Origin of the sequence: Exiguobacterium sp. s138, assembly GCF_018618775.1 — a bacterium.
In the GTDB taxonomy this organism is placed as follows: Bacteria; Bacillota; Bacilli; order Exiguobacteriales; family Exiguobacteriaceae; genus Exiguobacterium_A; species Exiguobacterium_A artemiae.
The window spans coordinates 674,890-689,588 of record NZ_JACSMW010000001.1 but is presented as its reverse complement, the minus strand read 5'-3'; the positions used below and the strand labels follow the sequence as shown (position 1 = coordinate 689,588).

At 52.2% G+C, this 14,699-nt stretch carries 16 protein-coding genes; 7 read left to right on the top strand and 9 right to left on the bottom strand.

Annotated features, from left to right (window positions below; translation table 11 throughout):
- Positions 1 to 14: 14 nt before the first annotated feature.
- Genes KNP91_RS03650 through KNP91_RS03640 form a run of 3 tightly spaced genes read right to left on the bottom strand, consistent with a single transcriptional unit; the run spans position 15 to position 2,973 of the window.
- Positions 15 to 995 carry a FecCD family ABC transporter permease gene (locus KNP91_RS03650; protein ID WP_214764902.1) on the bottom strand — a complete coding sequence of 327 codons (981 nt, stop codon included), beginning with the start codon at positions 993 to 995 and terminating at the stop codon, positions 15 to 17.
- Positions 996 to 1,988, bottom strand: a complete 993-nt coding sequence (locus KNP91_RS03645) for a FecCD family ABC transporter permease (protein ID WP_214848721.1) — start codon at positions 1,986 to 1,988, stop codon at positions 996 to 998.
- A 55-nt stretch (positions 1,989 to 2,043) separates the two neighbouring features.
- Positions 2,044 to 2,973: an ABC transporter substrate-binding protein gene (locus tag KNP91_RS03640; protein ID WP_214848718.1), complete on the bottom strand. Its 930-nt coding sequence runs from the start codon at positions 2,971 to 2,973 to the stop codon at positions 2,044 to 2,046.
- Positions 2,974 to 3,142: 169 nt separating this feature from the next.
- Between KNP91_RS03640 and KNP91_RS03635 the strand changes: the two genes are divergently transcribed.
- Complete coding sequence (locus KNP91_RS03635; protein ID WP_251135854.1) at positions 3,143 to 3,904, top strand: arylamine N-acetyltransferase family protein; 762 nt, start codon at positions 3,143 to 3,145, stop codon at positions 3,902 to 3,904.
- 14 nt (positions 3,905 to 3,918) lie between these two features.
- Positions 3,919 to 4,398: an NUDIX hydrolase gene (locus tag KNP91_RS03630; RefSeq protein WP_214848712.1), complete on the top strand. Its 480-nt coding sequence runs from the start codon at positions 3,919 to 3,921 to the stop codon at positions 4,396 to 4,398.
- Positions 4,399 to 4,462: 64 nt separating this feature from the next.
- Here KNP91_RS03630 and KNP91_RS03625 read toward each other — a convergent pair whose 3' ends face one another.
- Genes KNP91_RS03625 through KNP91_RS03615 form a run of 3 tightly spaced genes read right to left on the bottom strand, consistent with a single transcriptional unit; the run spans position 4,463 to position 6,795 of the window.
- A complete protein-coding gene (locus KNP91_RS03625; protein ID WP_188004255.1) occupies positions 4,463 to 5,173 on the bottom strand; it encodes a DUF554 domain-containing protein in 711 nt (236 codons plus the stop codon).
- 51 nt (positions 5,174 to 5,224) lie between these two features.
- The gene (locus tag KNP91_RS03620; RefSeq protein ID WP_214848709.1) at positions 5,225 to 6,142 is read right to left on the bottom strand and encodes a DMT family transporter; all 918 of its coding nucleotides are present in this window, start codon (positions 6,140 to 6,142) and stop codon (positions 5,225 to 5,227) included.
- A complete protein-coding gene (locus tag KNP91_RS03615) occupies positions 6,127 to 6,795 on the bottom strand; it encodes a GntR family transcriptional regulator (protein ID WP_214848707.1) in 669 nt (222 codons plus the stop codon). The genes KNP91_RS03620 and KNP91_RS03615 overlap by 16 nt, the downstream gene beginning before the upstream one ends.
- A gap of 164 nt (positions 6,796 to 6,959) precedes the next feature.
- Between KNP91_RS03615 and KNP91_RS03610 the strand changes: the two genes are divergently transcribed.
- On the top strand, positions 6,960 to 7,145 hold the full coding sequence (locus KNP91_RS03610; protein WP_214848705.1) for a hypothetical protein: 186 nt from the start codon (positions 6,960 to 6,962) through the stop codon (positions 7,143 to 7,145).
- Between the two features lie 43 nt (positions 7,146 to 7,188).
- Positions 7,189 to 7,431 carry a hypothetical protein gene (locus tag KNP91_RS03605; RefSeq protein ID WP_214848704.1) on the top strand — a complete coding sequence of 81 codons (243 nt, stop codon included), beginning with the start codon at positions 7,189 to 7,191 and terminating at the stop codon, positions 7,429 to 7,431.
- A 75-nt stretch (positions 7,432 to 7,506) separates the two neighbouring features.
- Here KNP91_RS03605 and KNP91_RS03600 read toward each other — a convergent pair whose 3' ends face one another.
- Positions 7,507 to 8,742, bottom strand: coding sequence for an MDR family MFS transporter (locus KNP91_RS03600; protein WP_214848703.1), 1,236 nt, complete (start codon positions 8,740 to 8,742; stop codon positions 7,507 to 7,509).
- A gap of 102 nt (positions 8,743 to 8,844) precedes the next feature.
- Between KNP91_RS03600 and KNP91_RS03595 the strand changes: the two genes are divergently transcribed.
- Positions 8,845 to 10,470 (top strand): ABC transporter substrate-binding protein, encoded by a 1,626-nt coding sequence (locus KNP91_RS03595; RefSeq protein ID WP_214848701.1) that lies wholly within the window; start codon positions 8,845 to 8,847, stop codon positions 10,468 to 10,470.
- A gap of 178 nt (positions 10,471 to 10,648) precedes the next feature.
- Positions 10,649 to 11,803, top strand: coding sequence for a globin domain-containing protein (locus KNP91_RS03590; RefSeq protein ID WP_214848699.1), 1,155 nt, complete (start codon positions 10,649 to 10,651; stop codon positions 11,801 to 11,803).
- 300 nt (positions 11,804 to 12,103) lie between these two features.
- Here the strand turns inward: KNP91_RS03590 and KNP91_RS03585 are convergent, their stop codons facing one another.
- Positions 12,104 to 13,303 carry an MFS transporter gene (locus tag KNP91_RS03585; RefSeq protein ID WP_214848697.1) on the bottom strand — a complete coding sequence of 400 codons (1,200 nt, stop codon included), beginning with the start codon at positions 13,301 to 13,303 and terminating at the stop codon, positions 12,104 to 12,106.
- Between the two features lie 235 nt (positions 13,304 to 13,538).
- Here KNP91_RS03585 and KNP91_RS03580 point away from each other — a divergent pair, with 235 nt between their 5' ends.
- Positions 13,539 to 13,835, top strand: coding sequence for a hypothetical protein (locus KNP91_RS03580; protein ID WP_251135853.1), 297 nt, complete (start codon positions 13,539 to 13,541; stop codon positions 13,833 to 13,835).
- A gap of 78 nt (positions 13,836 to 13,913) precedes the next feature.
- On the opposite strand, the gene KNP91_RS03575 is transcribed toward KNP91_RS03580, so the two are convergent.
- Positions 13,914 to 14,672: an SDR family NAD(P)-dependent oxidoreductase gene (locus KNP91_RS03575; RefSeq protein WP_214848694.1), complete on the bottom strand. Its 759-nt coding sequence runs from the start codon at positions 14,670 to 14,672 to the stop codon at positions 13,914 to 13,916.
- Positions 14,673 to 14,699 lie beyond the last annotated feature (27 nt).

Here is a 14,699-nt window from a genome sequence, read left to right as displayed (position 1 = left end):
GTGTTTGGTCGCATTCACGCGCGGTTTTTCCGCAGCAGATACAAGAAGTACGGTACACCGATGATCGCTGTGATCAATCCGGCCGGAATTTCAAGCGGCGGATGAATCCCGCGCCCGATCGCATCGGCGACGACCAACAGTCCGCCGCCGACGAGGACGGCCATCGGAATCAACAGGTGGTGCCGGTGACCGATCAAACGTCGGGCCATATGCGGGGCAACGAGTCCGAGGAACCCGATTGATCCGACCATCGCGACGGCGACACCAGCGAGAGCAACAGCAAGCGCGAGAAAGACATACCGGGTTCGTTTCATCCGTAACCCGAGACCGATCGCCGCGTCTTCACTGAGTGACAGAATATCGAGTTGCCGGTGTCCGGACCAGATGGCGAGTCCGAGAATCAGAAAGACCGGCGCCAGGACATACACTTCAGTCCAGCCTTTGCCGAACAGACTGCCGGCAAGCCAAACGAGTGAATCATTCGTCTGGAGCGGAAACTTGATCAACAGATATTCCGTTCCCGACGCACAAATCGCACTGACGGCGATGCCGAGCAAAGCAAAGGAACTGTGTTGCAGCTTGCCGTGATCGGCAAGTAACATCAGGGCAATCATCACGAGTGCCGCTCCGCCCATCGCTGCAAGCGGCGTCAAAACGAGCGGACCGTCTGGAAGTAACGCAATTGTCAAAACGGCAAACAAGGCCGCTCCGTTCGTCACGCCGATGACGTCCGGGGAGACGAGCGGATTCCGGATGATCGCTTGCAACAAAACACCAGATAGGGCAAAACAACCGCCGGCGAGTAACGCGAGAAGTGTCCGCGGCAACCGGTAGTTCCAGACGATGAAGGCACTTCCATCTCCTTGCAAGGCTGCGACGATTTCACCCGGTTTCAAGTAGACGGAACCGACGCCGAGCAACAGAAAACTGAGCACAGTGACAAGGAGCGACATGAGGACGAGACCAAGCCATGGTTGTTGACGGAGTCTGTTCATTTACGCCACCCATTTCGTCTGACGTTTCGCTAAATACAAGAAGAACGGCGCCCCGAGTAATGCCGTCACGATCCCGACCGGTGATTCATAGGGATAAGCGATGAACCGGGCGAGGACATCGGCAGACGTCAGCAACAGTCCGCCGCATAACGCGGACACCGGCAGGACATACCGGTAATCCTCCCCGACCAGGCGCCGGACGATGTGCGGGACCATCAGACCGATGAAGCCGATGGCTCCGGCGACGGCAACCGTCACACCGGCCAGCAAGACAACAGCGACGGCTGCCAGCATCCGGATCCGGGTGATGTTTTGCCCCAGTCCGACGGCGACGTCCTGACCGAGTTGGAAAATCGCCAGCGATTTGGCCAGGCTGAAGGCTAAGATCAAGCCGATGATCGACCACGGCACAATCAACCGGACTTCAAGCCAGCCGCTGTCACTGATCGATCCGGATAACCAGTACAAGACATTCGTGATCCGGTCATTGAACAAAATCAACCCTTTCGTCAAAGACGTCAGCAACAAGTGGATCGCCATCCCGACGAGGGCCAGTTTCAGACTCGTCATACCGCGGACGGACGCAAACGAAAAGACGAGCACCCCGCCGATCATTGCACCGAGAAAGGCGAAGTAGACGAGATTGGCCGTCCCGAGCGCCGGGAACAGCAGTAACGCGAGAACCACGAACAGCGAGGCTCCGGCGTTAACACCAAACACCTGCGGCGAGGCGAGCGGATTCCGGGTGACTGCCTGCATCAATGCTCCGGCGACGGCTAGGTTTGCCCCGAGTATCAGTCCCAGTACTAATCGTGGTAATCGAAGTGTCGTCAGGACCAGTGTTTCTTTTGACAGATTGCCGGATGTCCATTCCCGGATGGCTTCGAGCGGCCGGATCGTCGTCACGCCGAGAAACAGACTGAGATAGGAGCCGAGTCCAATCAGCACAATAAGTAGAACGAGCAAACGGATCAATCGTGTTTTCCGAATCATCAACGGCTTCCCCTTTCATCAACAAAAGCCAGATTGCTCTGGCTCGTGTCGTCGTTTATGATTTTTTCGGATACAGCAGTTGAATCGCTTCGTCGACGATTTGTTCCGCTGCGTCCAGTCCGCGGTAACGGGTCCACAAGTCACGATTGACTTCGTAGACTTCACCTTTTTTCACAGCCGTGATCTGATTCCAGAGCGGATTCTTTTTCCACTCGTTGAGCAGTTTCGGGTCGGCTTCCGCCATGAAGATGACGTCCGGATCCCATTTGACAATCTGCTCCAGCGTAATCGTCACGGTTGGTTCTACTGTTTTCGTGATGGCATTATCGATGCCGAGTTTTTCAAGCAGTTCCCCGTCAAACGATGTCTCTCCGTGTGCCGTCAATGAATCGGACCGGAAGACACCGACCATGATTTTGCGTTGATCGTCCGGATCGACTTTTTGTTTGGCAACTGCGAGCCGCTTGTCATGCAGTTTCAGACGTTGCTCCATCTTATCGGTCTGTCCGACGGCTTCCGCGATGCTCTTGAACGATGCGATGTTTTCCTGATAGGTCGCGTTCCGGCTTTTTAAGATGATCGTCGGTGCGATTTGTTGCAGTTGTTTGTAAATGCCTTTATGCCGGTTGAAATCTCCGATGATCAAGTCCGGTTTCAGTGAACTGATGACTTCGAGATTCGGTTGCTGGCGTGTCCCGACTTCCGTAAAGGAAATCTTCTTACCGAGCAGCCCCGATACATCATCCTTGTTTTCCTGTGCGATGCCGACCGGTTCAATGCCCAGTTCGTCGAGGGCATCGACGAACGAGAACTCAAGAGCCACGATCCGTTTCGGATGGTCCGGTACGTTCGTTGTTCCTGCTTCATGCGTGACAGCGTGCGTCTTTTTCGTCGTCTCTTCTTTCGCTTGTCCGGCACATGCCGCAAGCATCAGACAACTCATTACAATAAGCGCTAATGCGCCGGTCATTCGTTTTCGTAACATGAGGAGCCTCCTTCTTCATCCGGAATGAGAATCATTCTTAATTAATCCTGTTTCAGCATAACAAAGTTCATCACGAAACAAAAGACCAAATCTTATTTTCAGATAACATGTATCCTGTCATGAACGGGAATATGCGATAATGGAATCATCGATTAAAGGAGGAATTGTCTTGTCTACATTTATTAAAGACGTAGCCGGCCGGATCCATTATCCGCTCGGTCATGCGTTAACGTTTGCCGATTTACCGGCGCTGCTTGAAGCCTTTGCCTATCACCTGCCGTTTGATAATGCAGCGGTTCTTGAAAAAGAGTCGGTTCCGTTTGACCAGAACCGACTACGACAGACCTTCATCGAACGTCAGGCGGGCGGTGTCTGTTATGATCTCAACCATTTGCTGTACGAAGTGTTACGAATCAAAGGGTTTGACGTTTCACTTCTCAAGGCGACCGTCTTCGATCAGGAAAATGACGTCTGGTCCGCGACCGGTCCGACCCACGTCGCCGTCCTGCTGTCGCACCAGGAGCAGACGTATCTCGTCGATACGGGATTCGGTGTCAATCTCGCCCTACGCCCGATTCCTCTGACCGGAGAAACAATCACATCACCGAGCGGCAACTACCGGATTGCCCCGAACGGCGCCGGTTATCAGCTGGAGATGTTACGGACCGGTCAGGATGACGAGTTTGTCATCGGGTACCATTTCTACACGCAACAGACGATCGAACCGGCTGCTCTATCCGACATGGAACAGATCATCCAGGAGCATCAGGCTTCCCCCTTCAACAAACGTAGTCTGCTCGCCATCCGTAAGGCCGATGGACACCGTATTCTGACACGACAGGCGTTGACGACCTGGACCGATGGCAAGAAAACGATTCAACCGGTCACATCCGACGACCAGTACGCGGCCTTTAAACACGACTTCTTTTAAGGAGATGAGGAGACTTGTATCGTTATACCCTCTGTTTGATTCGCAAGAACGATCAGTGGTTGCTGCTGAACCGGCAAAAACAACCGGCAATGGGGATGTGGAACGGGGTCGGCGGTAAAATCGAACCCGGCGAGTCCCCGGCAGAATCCGTCATCCGGGAAACGTTTGAAGAAACCGGTCTTACTCTGACCGCTGTCCAGTTTTCGGGCACGATTCTCCTGCAGGCGGACGAGACGGTCGGAATTTATTTGTTCCTTGCCGAACTGCCGTCTGATCAGTTCCTCGTGACACCGCTCGCGACCCAGGAAGGTATTCTCGACTGGAAACAGCTTGACTGGATTCTTCATCCGGACAATACCGGCGTCATCAGTAATCTGAAGGCTTACCTGCCGCACGTCTTGAAACAGACGACACCACAGCTCCATACGTTGCACTATGACGGGCACCGGCTGCTTGAGCACCATATTTCTGAACTGGAACAAATCATCCACTAAAAAAAGACATCCGTTTGCCTGCTGCTGACCGAAATCAACAGTGCAAACGGATGTCTTTTAAGTTTCAGTTAAAACCAAGCAGTTCCAAACCGGTCACGATCAATCCGACCATTACGATTCCGGGTAACAAGTTCGCGACCCGGATTTTGGTGATGCCGGCTAGATTCAAGCCGATGGCTAAAATCATCACACCGCCGGTCGCCGTCATCTCAACGATGAACTGCTGGAGGATGGCGTCCGGAACAAATTGCGTAATCGCCACTGCGCTGAGAGCAATTGCCCCTTGATAAACGAGGACCGGAATCGCCGAAAAGATGACGCCGATCCCGAGAGTCGAGCTGAGGACAAGTGCCGTGAAGCCGTCAATCAGTCCTTTTGTATAGAGGACGTCATGGTCCTGACGTAAACCGCCGTCGAGCGCCCCGAGTACTCCCATTGCTCCGATGACGAAAATCAACGTGGCTGTGACGAAACCTTCTGCGATATTCGATGGATGACCCCGTCCGATTTTTAGTTCAAGCCATTCGCCGACTCGGTTCAGCTTTTCATCAATTCGTAACCATTCACCGATTGCCCCGCCTAAGACGAGACTGCCGATGACGATCAGGAAGTTCTCACTCTTCAGCCCCATCTGAACACCAAGCACGACGACAGCGAGTCCGATTGCCTGGACAACTGTTTCCTTCGTCCGTTCGGGAATTTTATGAAACAGCAGACCGAGTAATGTACCGATGACGATTAATCCTGTATTGACAAGCGTGCCGGTTAAGACCATCCTGTATCCTCTTCTCTAAGTAATCATATTTACATGTGGTATTTGAAATAATTATATATCCGGTACTTCTTTTGACTGGGCTTGCTTTAAACTGTGAATCGTCATTCCGAGCATGACAAGCAGCATCCCGAACAAGGCAAGACCGGTCGGAAAGACAGCGTGTAAAAACAGCATCTCCCCGAGGACGGTGAACAGGATTTCAAACGACTGTGTCGCTTCGACGGCTGCGAGACGGACCGGTTCCGTCCGGACGAGTGTCGTCGCGTAAAAGAACAGTGATGTCGCGATGACGCCGGAGAACAAGGCGACCAGTCCCGACTGACCGACTTGTCCCGCGGACGGTAAGCCGACTTGCCTGTAGGCAATCGCGGATAACACGAGCCAAAACGGCAGACTGGCCACCGTCATTCCGAGAATCCGGTCAAAGACATCAAGTTCGTCCCCGTACCGTTCCATCATCTTCCGGTTGCCGAGCGGATACGCGATCGCGGCACAGATGACCGGAAGGACACCGAGCAGCAGCGCCGAAACAGATACCCCTTCCGCGACCGATAATTGCATCAGGCAGACACCAGCGACGATTAACAGCGAATAACGGAGCGACGCCCACGGAATCGTCTGTTTGAACAGCGGCGCGAGCAACGGTCCGGCAAGAATCGTCACCTGCCAGGTCCCTGCAATCAGCCAGCCCGGTGAATAGTCGGCGGCAAGACAAATCCCGCTGTAAAAAATCCCAAAGCCGATCGTCCCGTATGTCAGCCAAAAGTACGGTGCTTCCCGAAGTGCCGACCAGACACGACCGAGCCGGCGCCGGTAGGCGACAATCACGACGAGCAGCGGCAACATCAGATAAAACCGTAAGGCGGCGCTGTAGATCCAGTGTCCCCCGCTCCCTTGCATCGATTGATTCAGGATGAAGGTGACGGCAAAAAACATCGCCGCCAAAATCCCGATTATGATGGGTCGCATGGCGTGTCCTCCTCTAAAGAAGCAATCAGATGGCGCCCGAGACCGTTCCAGTTGTGTTCCGTCGCACGGACAAGGTCTTCAATCCTGCCGTTTTGACAGGCTTCGATGATCGTTCGATGATCCGTGACCGAGTCATGCCCGTGACGGCTGAACTGGGCATACTCGAGCCGGCGGATCAGCGGTGTCAAGCGGTTTAACGTGTCCGCTAGTTGCCCGTTTTGACTCCGTTCGAGAAACAGCCCGTGGAAAGCGTCATCGAGTTGCAACGCTGACGCGGCGTCCCCGCGGTTGATTGCTTCCTGAAACATTTGATTGAGTTCGATTAAACAGGTGATATCCGCTTCCGATAAAGGAAACGCGAGACGTGCCGCGAGCGCATGCAGTGTCGCGACGATCGGAAACGTCTGTCTTGCCTGCGTCACGTCAAGCATCGTCACATTCGTCCGTGATCCCCGTTTCGCGACGACAAGTCCCTCCTCCTCCAGTTTTTTCAACGCTTCTCGAACCGGTGTCCGGCTGACGCCGAATGCTTCCGCTAGCTCCTGGTCGTTCAGTTTTTGACCCGGAGCAAGCGCTAAGGTGATGATTTGCTGTTGCAGTCGTTGATACACTTCTTCACTTAAGGAAGTTCGTTGAATCGGTTGAGTTTTCATACAACTAATATATTACATATCAATTAAGAATGTACAGATTTTTCCTGTTGATGTGAGGAAAGATTGTTTGAAGTGCTGTTACAGGAATTAAACCACCTTGAAGTCATCGCTTATTTAATTTACAATTATTTGGTAGATCATCTTGATAAATGGAGGGTTACTCGATGTCCAGTCTCGGATTATTTCTAATCATTATCTTCTCAATCGCCATCTGGATGACCGTTTCCAAAGAAACCACAAAGGATTCTGAGGAAATCAGTCGTCCGAAAATGTTGACGTTGCTGACTGCAGGATCGATTTCGACCATCATCCTCGTCATGACACTCGTTCAGTCTCTCAATATCTTCTGACCTTTAAACAGTTGATCACGCTTTAAGAAACGGGGCATATCCTATGAATATGAAATCCTTTCTTGTCGGCTTCATCCTGATTTACCTGTTGCTCAGTCTTCCCGCCTTTTTCGGAATCGGGTATGTCATCGACTGGGTACCGGAAGCGACGCTCGGTCAGAAGTTTAACGGGTATGTCATGGAAGGACTGAAAAACCAGTTTCTGCTGAAAAGCTTATGTGCCGTGATTGCAAGTATCGTCCTGAGTCTTCTGCTGTCTAACCGTAAAGTAGGAACACGTATGTAATGCCACAAAAAGACGTCCCGCTCAAACAGAGCAGGACGTTTTTTTGCTGTATCTCTTCATCAGGACCCGTGTCGCTCAAGAAGCCTGTTGTTTCTCGACTGTCGTCTCTTTCCGGAACAAGCCGAGGTAGACCAGTCCGAGGCCGAGACAAACGATCAGTCCGATGTAGACACTCATCATAAACGGCGCGAGGATTGCTCCGAGAATGATCGTCGAGCGGGACAACAGATCGGCACCGGCATGTGACGTTCCGGCAAAGGCCGAGTAGGCGCCGCGTTGGTCGGCCGGCATCATGTTGGCTTTTTCCGCGTTCAGCGTCGGGGAATAGAGCAGCTCCCCGATCGTCGCGATGAAGATGAATGTCAATAACAGTGTCAGCGAGTTGGCACTCGTCACCGTCGCGTAACCGATGATGTAAAGGGCCAGTCCGCCGACGAGCGCCTGTTTATTCGTAAAGCGGTTTGAGAACCGTTGAATGAAGAACGTCAGACAGACGACAAGAATCGTATTTTCGATATTAATCAGACTGAGCATCCGGACCCCGTTGACGGTCAGATCACCAATCGTGACTGTATCGAATTCGTCCGCCAAGCGGACGGCAACATAACTCCCCATCGAAAACTCGGCCGCAAGAATACACATTGAGCCGAAGACGACTTTAACGAACGGCCGGTCACGCCAGGCAATCTGATAACTTTTTCCGAGATCCAAAAATACATTCCGGAGCGGTTGTTTCTGCCAGACGTGTTTCGACTCGTCGAGCAAAAAATGATAAGCGACCGGTAACAGCAAGGACGTACACGTCAGGAGACTGAATAAGAACAACCGGTTGCTGACGTAAAGCCAACCGCCAAGCGCCGTCCCGAGGGCGATCGACAGATTGATCAGCCAGTAATCAATCGCATAGACCGCCCGCCGGTTTTCCGGCGTCGTCGCATCGATGATGATTGCACTCATCGCCGGCCGACCGATATTGCTTGTCACCGTGAAGACGGCATATGCAATCGTGAACAGTAACATCTGATCCATGGCGAGACAAATCGTCATGACTAAAAACATCAAGCCGGTTGCCGTCGTCGCCAGGACGAGCAACCGTTTCCGCGGGAAGCGGTCGGCGAGATAACCGCCGATCAAGCCGATCAGGAAGCTGATAACCACTGTCCCGATCAAAAAGATGCCGGCAAATACTTTGTTGTAGGCTTGGACGAACAGCAATGCCATGAACGGCATGATGGCGAACGAAATCGTCCGGTTGATGAATGATGTAACCAGTCTGACTTTAATTGGTTGAGGCATTTCTTTCCATTCCATGTTGTCACCTTCCATTCTCTACCTGTATGATAAACAAGACAAGTACATAAAAAAATGGACATCGTCAGAAAAAGATGTCCCCTTTTAGAACGGAGGAATGAGATGGACGCCTATCTGTTCACGTTATGGAAAACCTGCCGGGAAGGTTCATATTCGATTGCCGAACTGGCCGACAACATCCATTTAAGCCCCAAACAAACGAAACGGTATTTAACGCGCTGGCAGGAAGACGGTTGGCTTGCGTATACGAGCGGCCGGGGCCGCGGCCATTTGACACGGCTCGTCTGGCTCCGTCATGTCGAACGCGAATATGCGAAACAGATGCTCGAACGGATTGAACACGAGTCGGTCGACGCGGTGACGGAAGAACTGAGCTGGGACTGGTCACCGGCACAAACGGGACGGTTCATGCGAAAGCTTGAGCAAAAGTTCGGCTATACACAGGAATCGTCCGATGCGCTGCTGATTCCCCGCCGACGTCCTTTTTTGACGACCGATCCGCTCGAAGCGGCCGATATTCACAGTGCCCATCTCGTCCAAAACGTTTTCAGCCGATTGTTTGCGATTGACGCAGACGGCAAACTGCAAGGTGAATTGGCGCACCATTATGCCTGGAACGGTCCCGTCCTGTCGCTCTATTTACGAAAAGATGTCCGCTTCCATGACGGATCGCTGCTGACGAGCAAGGATGTCACGAAAAGTCTCCGGAAACTGGTCGCTTATCCGGCGTATGCCCGGTCGTACCGGCATGTCGAGCATATTCAATCCAACGGACCGTACCAGGTCGATATCACACTCGATCAGCGCCGCCATTCGCTGCTGCCGAAACTGGCGACGATCCATACGAGCATCGGCAAGGACAACGTCGGGACAGGACCGTTCCAGCTGACGCAAAACGACCCGAAAAAGACGATTTTGTCCGCTTTTCCGAACTTTTACGGTATCCGCGCCCTGCTTGACCGGATTGAGTTCATTCAAATGCCGGACGCCTATGACCCGGTCTACCGGACATCACGGTCGGATTCCGGTCAAACGGATACGATCTCGACTCAATCCGGGTTCGGACTCGTCTTTTTGAATCCGCGTCCCGGCGGCCCGTTCGAGCGACCGGAAGCACGGCACTATATTCACCGGTTGATTGCGGCGATCCGTCCGGCGATCCAGTCACTCAATGAACGGGGTTTTCCGAACGACCGCGGGTTTCTCGAACAGTTCAGTTTCGTCCATCCGCTTCCGGAGGGTCCAACCGTTTTGTTTACGCAACCGCTCCGGATCAAGCTGACCGACTTCACGGACAAGGTGACCCGCTGGTTATGCGAGACGTTTGACGCGCACGGGATTCCTTATGAGTTCGTACCGATCGGTTTTAAAGCAAGCATCACCGATTTCCATGCCTTTGAGACGATTGATCTCGCCGTTCACGCGGAAGTCTTTGAACGGAACTTACCAGTCGCCTTTCATCAGTTTTTAACGAATGATTTTTCCCCGCCGGCGAAGATGTTCCGGCAGATGCCGGAGATGAACAAATGGATTGACCGGTACGACGAGACGCCTTTTGAAGACTGGATGAGACTGCACCAGACGGTCGAACGATATTTGATCGACTCGTCTTACTTCATCCCGCTCTATGATGACACCCGGATCATCCCGTTTCCGATTGAATTACAAAATATCACGATTGATTCGTTCGGCTACTTCGATTTCTCAAAACTGTGGATTTCTTCTTAACCTCCGGTATTCTCCGGAGGTTTTTTGTCGGTTGCTTGACAAAATGATGGCAGTCTTGTGACGAATATCACGTACTGTTTTAAATCTAGTATTTTATTTATTGCATTAAAAACAGATGTGACGGATACTGAAATCGAACCTGATCCGATCACCCATTATCCAAAAAGGAAGTGTACTTATGTTAACTCCATCTGCGATCACCATCATCAAATCAACCGTCCCGGTGCTTGCCGAACATGGTCACAGCATCACACGTGTCTTCTATCAGCGCCTGTTTGAAAATCATCCGGAAATGAAACATATCTTTAATCAATCGAACCAAAAAAATGACCGTCAGTCGCAGGCGCTTGCGACAGCCGTCTATGCTGCCGCCGCTTACATCGATCAGCTTGAGACGTTGAAACCGACGTTACTGCCGGTCCTTCACAAACACCGCAGCCTGCAGATCAAACCGTACATGTACGACATCGTCGGAACGGAACTGATCGGTGCGATTCAAGATGTCCTCAAAGACGCAGCGACACCGGACATCATCGACGCCTGGACAGCCGGCTACGGGGAAATCGCCAAGCTGTTCATCTCGCTCGAAGCGGAACTGTATCAACAGGATGAACAGGCAACGGACTTTGAAGGGTATCAACCGTTCGTTATCGAAACGATGACGACTGAATCAAGCGACATCAAAGCGTTTACGTTACGTCCGGCAGACGGACGACCACTTGCTCCGTACCAAACCGGTCAATACGTCACAGTCCGCCTGCAGGCACCAGACGGCTTATGGCAAAATCGCCAATACAGTCTGACGACAGTCGCCAACGGCACATCGTACACGATCGGTGTCAAACAGGACGGGTCTGTCTCACGTCAGCTGCACGGTCTGTCCGTCGGTGAAAAGGTCCTGCTCAGTGCACCGGCCGGTTCGTTTACATTAACGGACGCTTCGACGCCATTTGTCGGTCTCGCCGGCGGAATCGGTTTGACTCCCCTCCTCGCGATGACCGAAGCGGCCCTTGCGGTTGGTCGTAAAACGACGTTATACGTCGCCGTCCAGGACGATCTCGACCGCCCGTTCGCCGAACAATTGGCCCGGTTTGAAGAACAGGGAGCAACGATCATCCTCTATGCGGAACGTAATGCATTGCCGGGTACAACACCGGGACGCTTGTCGGTGGATGATGTAACGAACATTGACCGGGCGGCCGACACGTATGTGTGCGGACCGGAAGCGATGATTCAGTTCGTCCGCCGCTACTTTAGCGGTCAGGCGGACAAATTGCACTTTGAAGTGTTCGGACCAAGTCTGGCACTCGAAGCACCGACCGCCGTTTCTTAATGCCTCTCTATTGTTGACGACAAAAAAACGGACGAGACTGAACCCTTGAGAAAAGGGTAGTCTCGTCCGTTTTTTCATCATAACAATCGACTCTACGGTAATATGTACGTTGTTATTTTTCAAGCTCCGGTGTCATCCGTCGCCATAAGACATTCAACATGACCGTCATTCCACCGATCGGAATCAAAAACATCAACGCAAGCATCGCCATTCCATCCATCTTTTGCATTCTCCTCTGTAAGCGTTTTTTTAAGTATAACCCCCCCCGTTTCTCCTGCCCTCCGCCTGAAGGCCGATTTGTCATCCGACCTCGTCCCGTCGCACTTCCGTCGCCGGTGATTTACGCTGAAGTCGTAGGATCAGCAGGATCAACAGACCGCTTCCGGAAAAGAACAGAAACACGGTATCGATCGCAAACACGGTCGTCAAATAGGCCGACAATCCGAAGAACAACGCCGAACTGAAGGTTGAAGCAGCGACCATCGCCGAACGGATCCGTCCGAGCAAGGCATCCGGTGTCGTCTGTTGCAACAGCGTCGAAAATGGAATTCCGAACAGACTGAGCGCCATCCCAAGCAACAACATCCCGCTGAAGGCAAACGGCAGAGATGTCGTCAGTCCGATCAGCAGGGTAAAACCGCCCTGCAAGACCATCGACAGATAAAACATCTGCATCAGATCAATCCGGTTCGCAAGTCGCGCATACAACAGCGACATGCCGATCCCGCCGATGACGAGGGCCAGTTCGAGCAGCGAAAACGTATTCGCTCCACCCCGGATGACGTCTTTTGCAAACGGCGCGAGTAACGCGTTGACCGGTGTAATCATCCAGTTGGCGAGGATACCGAAGACGAGAATCCGGATCAAGCGGCTGTCCCGCGTTAAATAAGTAAATCCTTCCCGTAAGTCTGTCCAATAGGTCATTTCCGGCTTGGCTGCCGCTTCCGGCTCGGACCGTAACGGGAACAACAGGAACCAGGCGATCAGGTGGACGACGGCTTCCATTCCTAAAATCACCGTAATCGAAAATCCACTGATTAATAAACCACCCGCCAATAGTCCGGCCAACGTCCCGACCCGGTCGAGCGTACTCAAATAGGCATTGGCAACCGGCAACTGCTCGGACGCGACGATCCGGGTGACGACTTTAAACGCCGTATTGCCACCGATGACCTGCAACAGCGTCTGAGCCGCAAGCAGACTCAGCAACGGCAGAAGGACTGCCTCCGTTTGCGTCAGGAGATACCAGACGGCACCAAGCAGTAAAAACCGGATCAACACGGTCGCTTTCAGCAGACGGACCGGCTCGATCCGGTCAATCCACGGTCCGACCAGACTCGAACTGATGAAACGGATGACAAACACGGCACCGATGACTAACGAGACGGCTGCCGGCGACAGCAGTCCGGCACACGTCCAGTAGATCGCGATATAGGAGATGCTCGCTCCGACAGTTGCAATCAGGTCAGAGACATAAAAATAACGAAACAGGCGGTTCATTCCAACTTCTCCTCTCACAAGCGGGTTCTCTCCCCCGACATTTTCTCTTTCATCAGTTTACACTTTTTTACATAACCGAGATAGAAGCATTTCCATTTTTTACAGAACGTGTTTTTTCCGACATCTGTTCGTCATATTCGGCGGATCTTGTTATCGACTTCTCATCGGACTGTAACGCAGAAGTCGTCCGAAGTCCTCTATACTGAACACAGAAGGAAGTGAAGAGCCAATGAGAATGCATACACGTACAGTCACCCATCATGAATCGACGGATCATCCATCGGAAACACGGCTCGGCTATTACTTTTTATTAATCGTCTTGCCGCTTGGTTTGGCGCATCTTGCGCAGTCGCTGATTCCATCAGTCGATTCCCATCAATCGTTTTTATTATCCCTATTAACGGTCGGCGCAATCAGTCTGTTTTCGATTCTCGGACGCCGGACCGACGGCAGTGCTAAAACTACCTTTTTCAGCTACGCGCTGTTTTTAGTCGTCAGTTTAACGTCGACCTTTGTCATGCCGCTGATTTAAGATGAACTACATACCGTTTCATCTGCTCAGACACAAAAAAAGCCAGTTTCCGCAATGCGGAAGCTGGCTTTTGATCTTTTACTTATTCGCACCGACATACGTAAAGAGTGGTCCGCGCAGTTCAAACGAATAATCTTCCGCGTTGACGATACCAACGATTTGATCGCTGTCGAGCAGTTGATCGAGGAACGTCGCCATCTCTGCCGCCGTATGGTACTTGGCGACGTTTTTGCTGTAATCAAATCCAGCTTCCCCGCGTGACCGGTCGGCGAATTCCGTTTCCGTTGCCGCCGGTGCGAGAACTTTCGCCTGCAGTTTCGCCCCGGAATTTTTCAATTCTTGCGCGAGTCCTTCCGTATAGGCGCTGACATAAAACTTCGTCGCGCAGTACGTGACCGCGTTCGGGACGATCCGATAGCCGCCGCCGGATGAGACGTTCAGGACCGTCGTGCCTTCGACGTCATGATAATCGTGGACATAGCGGCTCGTTAAGACCGTCAAAGCTTCGATGTTCAGCCGGAGCATCTTCTCGACTTTCGGGACTGACACATCTTTGACATTGTCGAAATCACCGAATCCGGCATTGTTGATCCATGTCTCGATATCGAGATCTTTCAACGAGTCATACAGTTCGTGGACGTTGGCCGATTCCGTTAAATCAACGGACCGCAGAATGACATCACTGTCCGGTGCCAGGGCTTTGACTTCATCGCGTAATTTTTCCAGTTCATCCGTCCGGCGGGCGACGAGAACCAGTGATTTTCCTTTTTTCGCAAGCACTTTCGCTGTTTCGTAACCGATACCGGAGCTGGCTCCTGTAATGACCGTGTATTTCATGAACAATTCCCCATTTCTGTTTGGTAT

What these genes read in the sequence shown, in the direction of transcription:
- KNP91_RS03650 (WP_214764902.1), bottom strand. Translation starts at nt 995, where the DNA reads ATGAACAGACTCCGTCAACAACCATGGCTTGGTCTCGTCCTCATGTCG.
- KNP91_RS03645 (WP_214848721.1), bottom strand. Translation starts at nt 1,988, where the DNA reads ATGATTCGGAAAACACGATTGATCCGTTTGCTCGTTCTACTTATTGTG.
- KNP91_RS03640 (WP_214848718.1), bottom strand. Translation starts at nt 2,973, where the DNA reads ATGTTACGAAAACGAATGACCGGCGCATTAGCGCTTATTGTAATGAGT.
- KNP91_RS03625 (WP_188004255.1), bottom strand. Translation starts at nt 5,173, where the DNA reads ATGGTCTTAACCGGCACGCTTGTCAATACAGGATTAATCGTCATCGGT.
- KNP91_RS03620 (WP_214848709.1), bottom strand. Translation starts at nt 6,142, where the DNA reads ATGCGACCCATCATAATCGGGATTTTGGCGGCGATGTTTTTTGCCGTC.
- KNP91_RS03615 (WP_214848707.1), bottom strand. Translation starts at nt 6,795, where the DNA reads ATGAAAACTCAACCGATTCAACGAACTTCCTTAAGTGAAGAAGTGTAT.
- KNP91_RS03610 (WP_214848705.1), top strand. Translation starts at nt 6,960, where the DNA reads ATGTCCAGTCTCGGATTATTTCTAATCATTATCTTCTCAATCGCCATC.
- KNP91_RS03605 (WP_214848704.1), top strand. Translation starts at nt 7,189, where the DNA reads ATGAATATGAAATCCTTTCTTGTCGGCTTCATCCTGATTTACCTGTTG.
- KNP91_RS03600 (WP_214848703.1), bottom strand. Translation starts at nt 8,742, where the DNA reads ATGGAATGGAAAGAAATGCCTCAACCAATTAAAGTCAGACTGGTTACA.
- KNP91_RS03595 (WP_214848701.1), top strand. Translation starts at nt 8,845, where the DNA reads ATGGACGCCTATCTGTTCACGTTATGGAAAACCTGCCGGGAAGGTTCA.
- KNP91_RS03590 (WP_214848699.1), top strand. Translation starts at nt 10,649, where the DNA reads ATGTTAACTCCATCTGCGATCACCATCATCAAATCAACCGTCCCGGTG.
- KNP91_RS03585 (WP_214848697.1), bottom strand. Translation starts at nt 13,303, where the DNA reads ATGAACCGCCTGTTTCGTTATTTTTATGTCTCTGACCTGATTGCAACT.
- KNP91_RS03580 (WP_251135853.1), top strand. Translation starts at nt 13,539, where the DNA reads ATGCATACACGTACAGTCACCCATCATGAATCGACGGATCATCCATCG.
- KNP91_RS03575 (WP_214848694.1), bottom strand. Translation starts at nt 14,672, where the DNA reads ATGAAATACACGGTCATTACAGGAGCCAGCTCCGGTATCGGTTACGAA.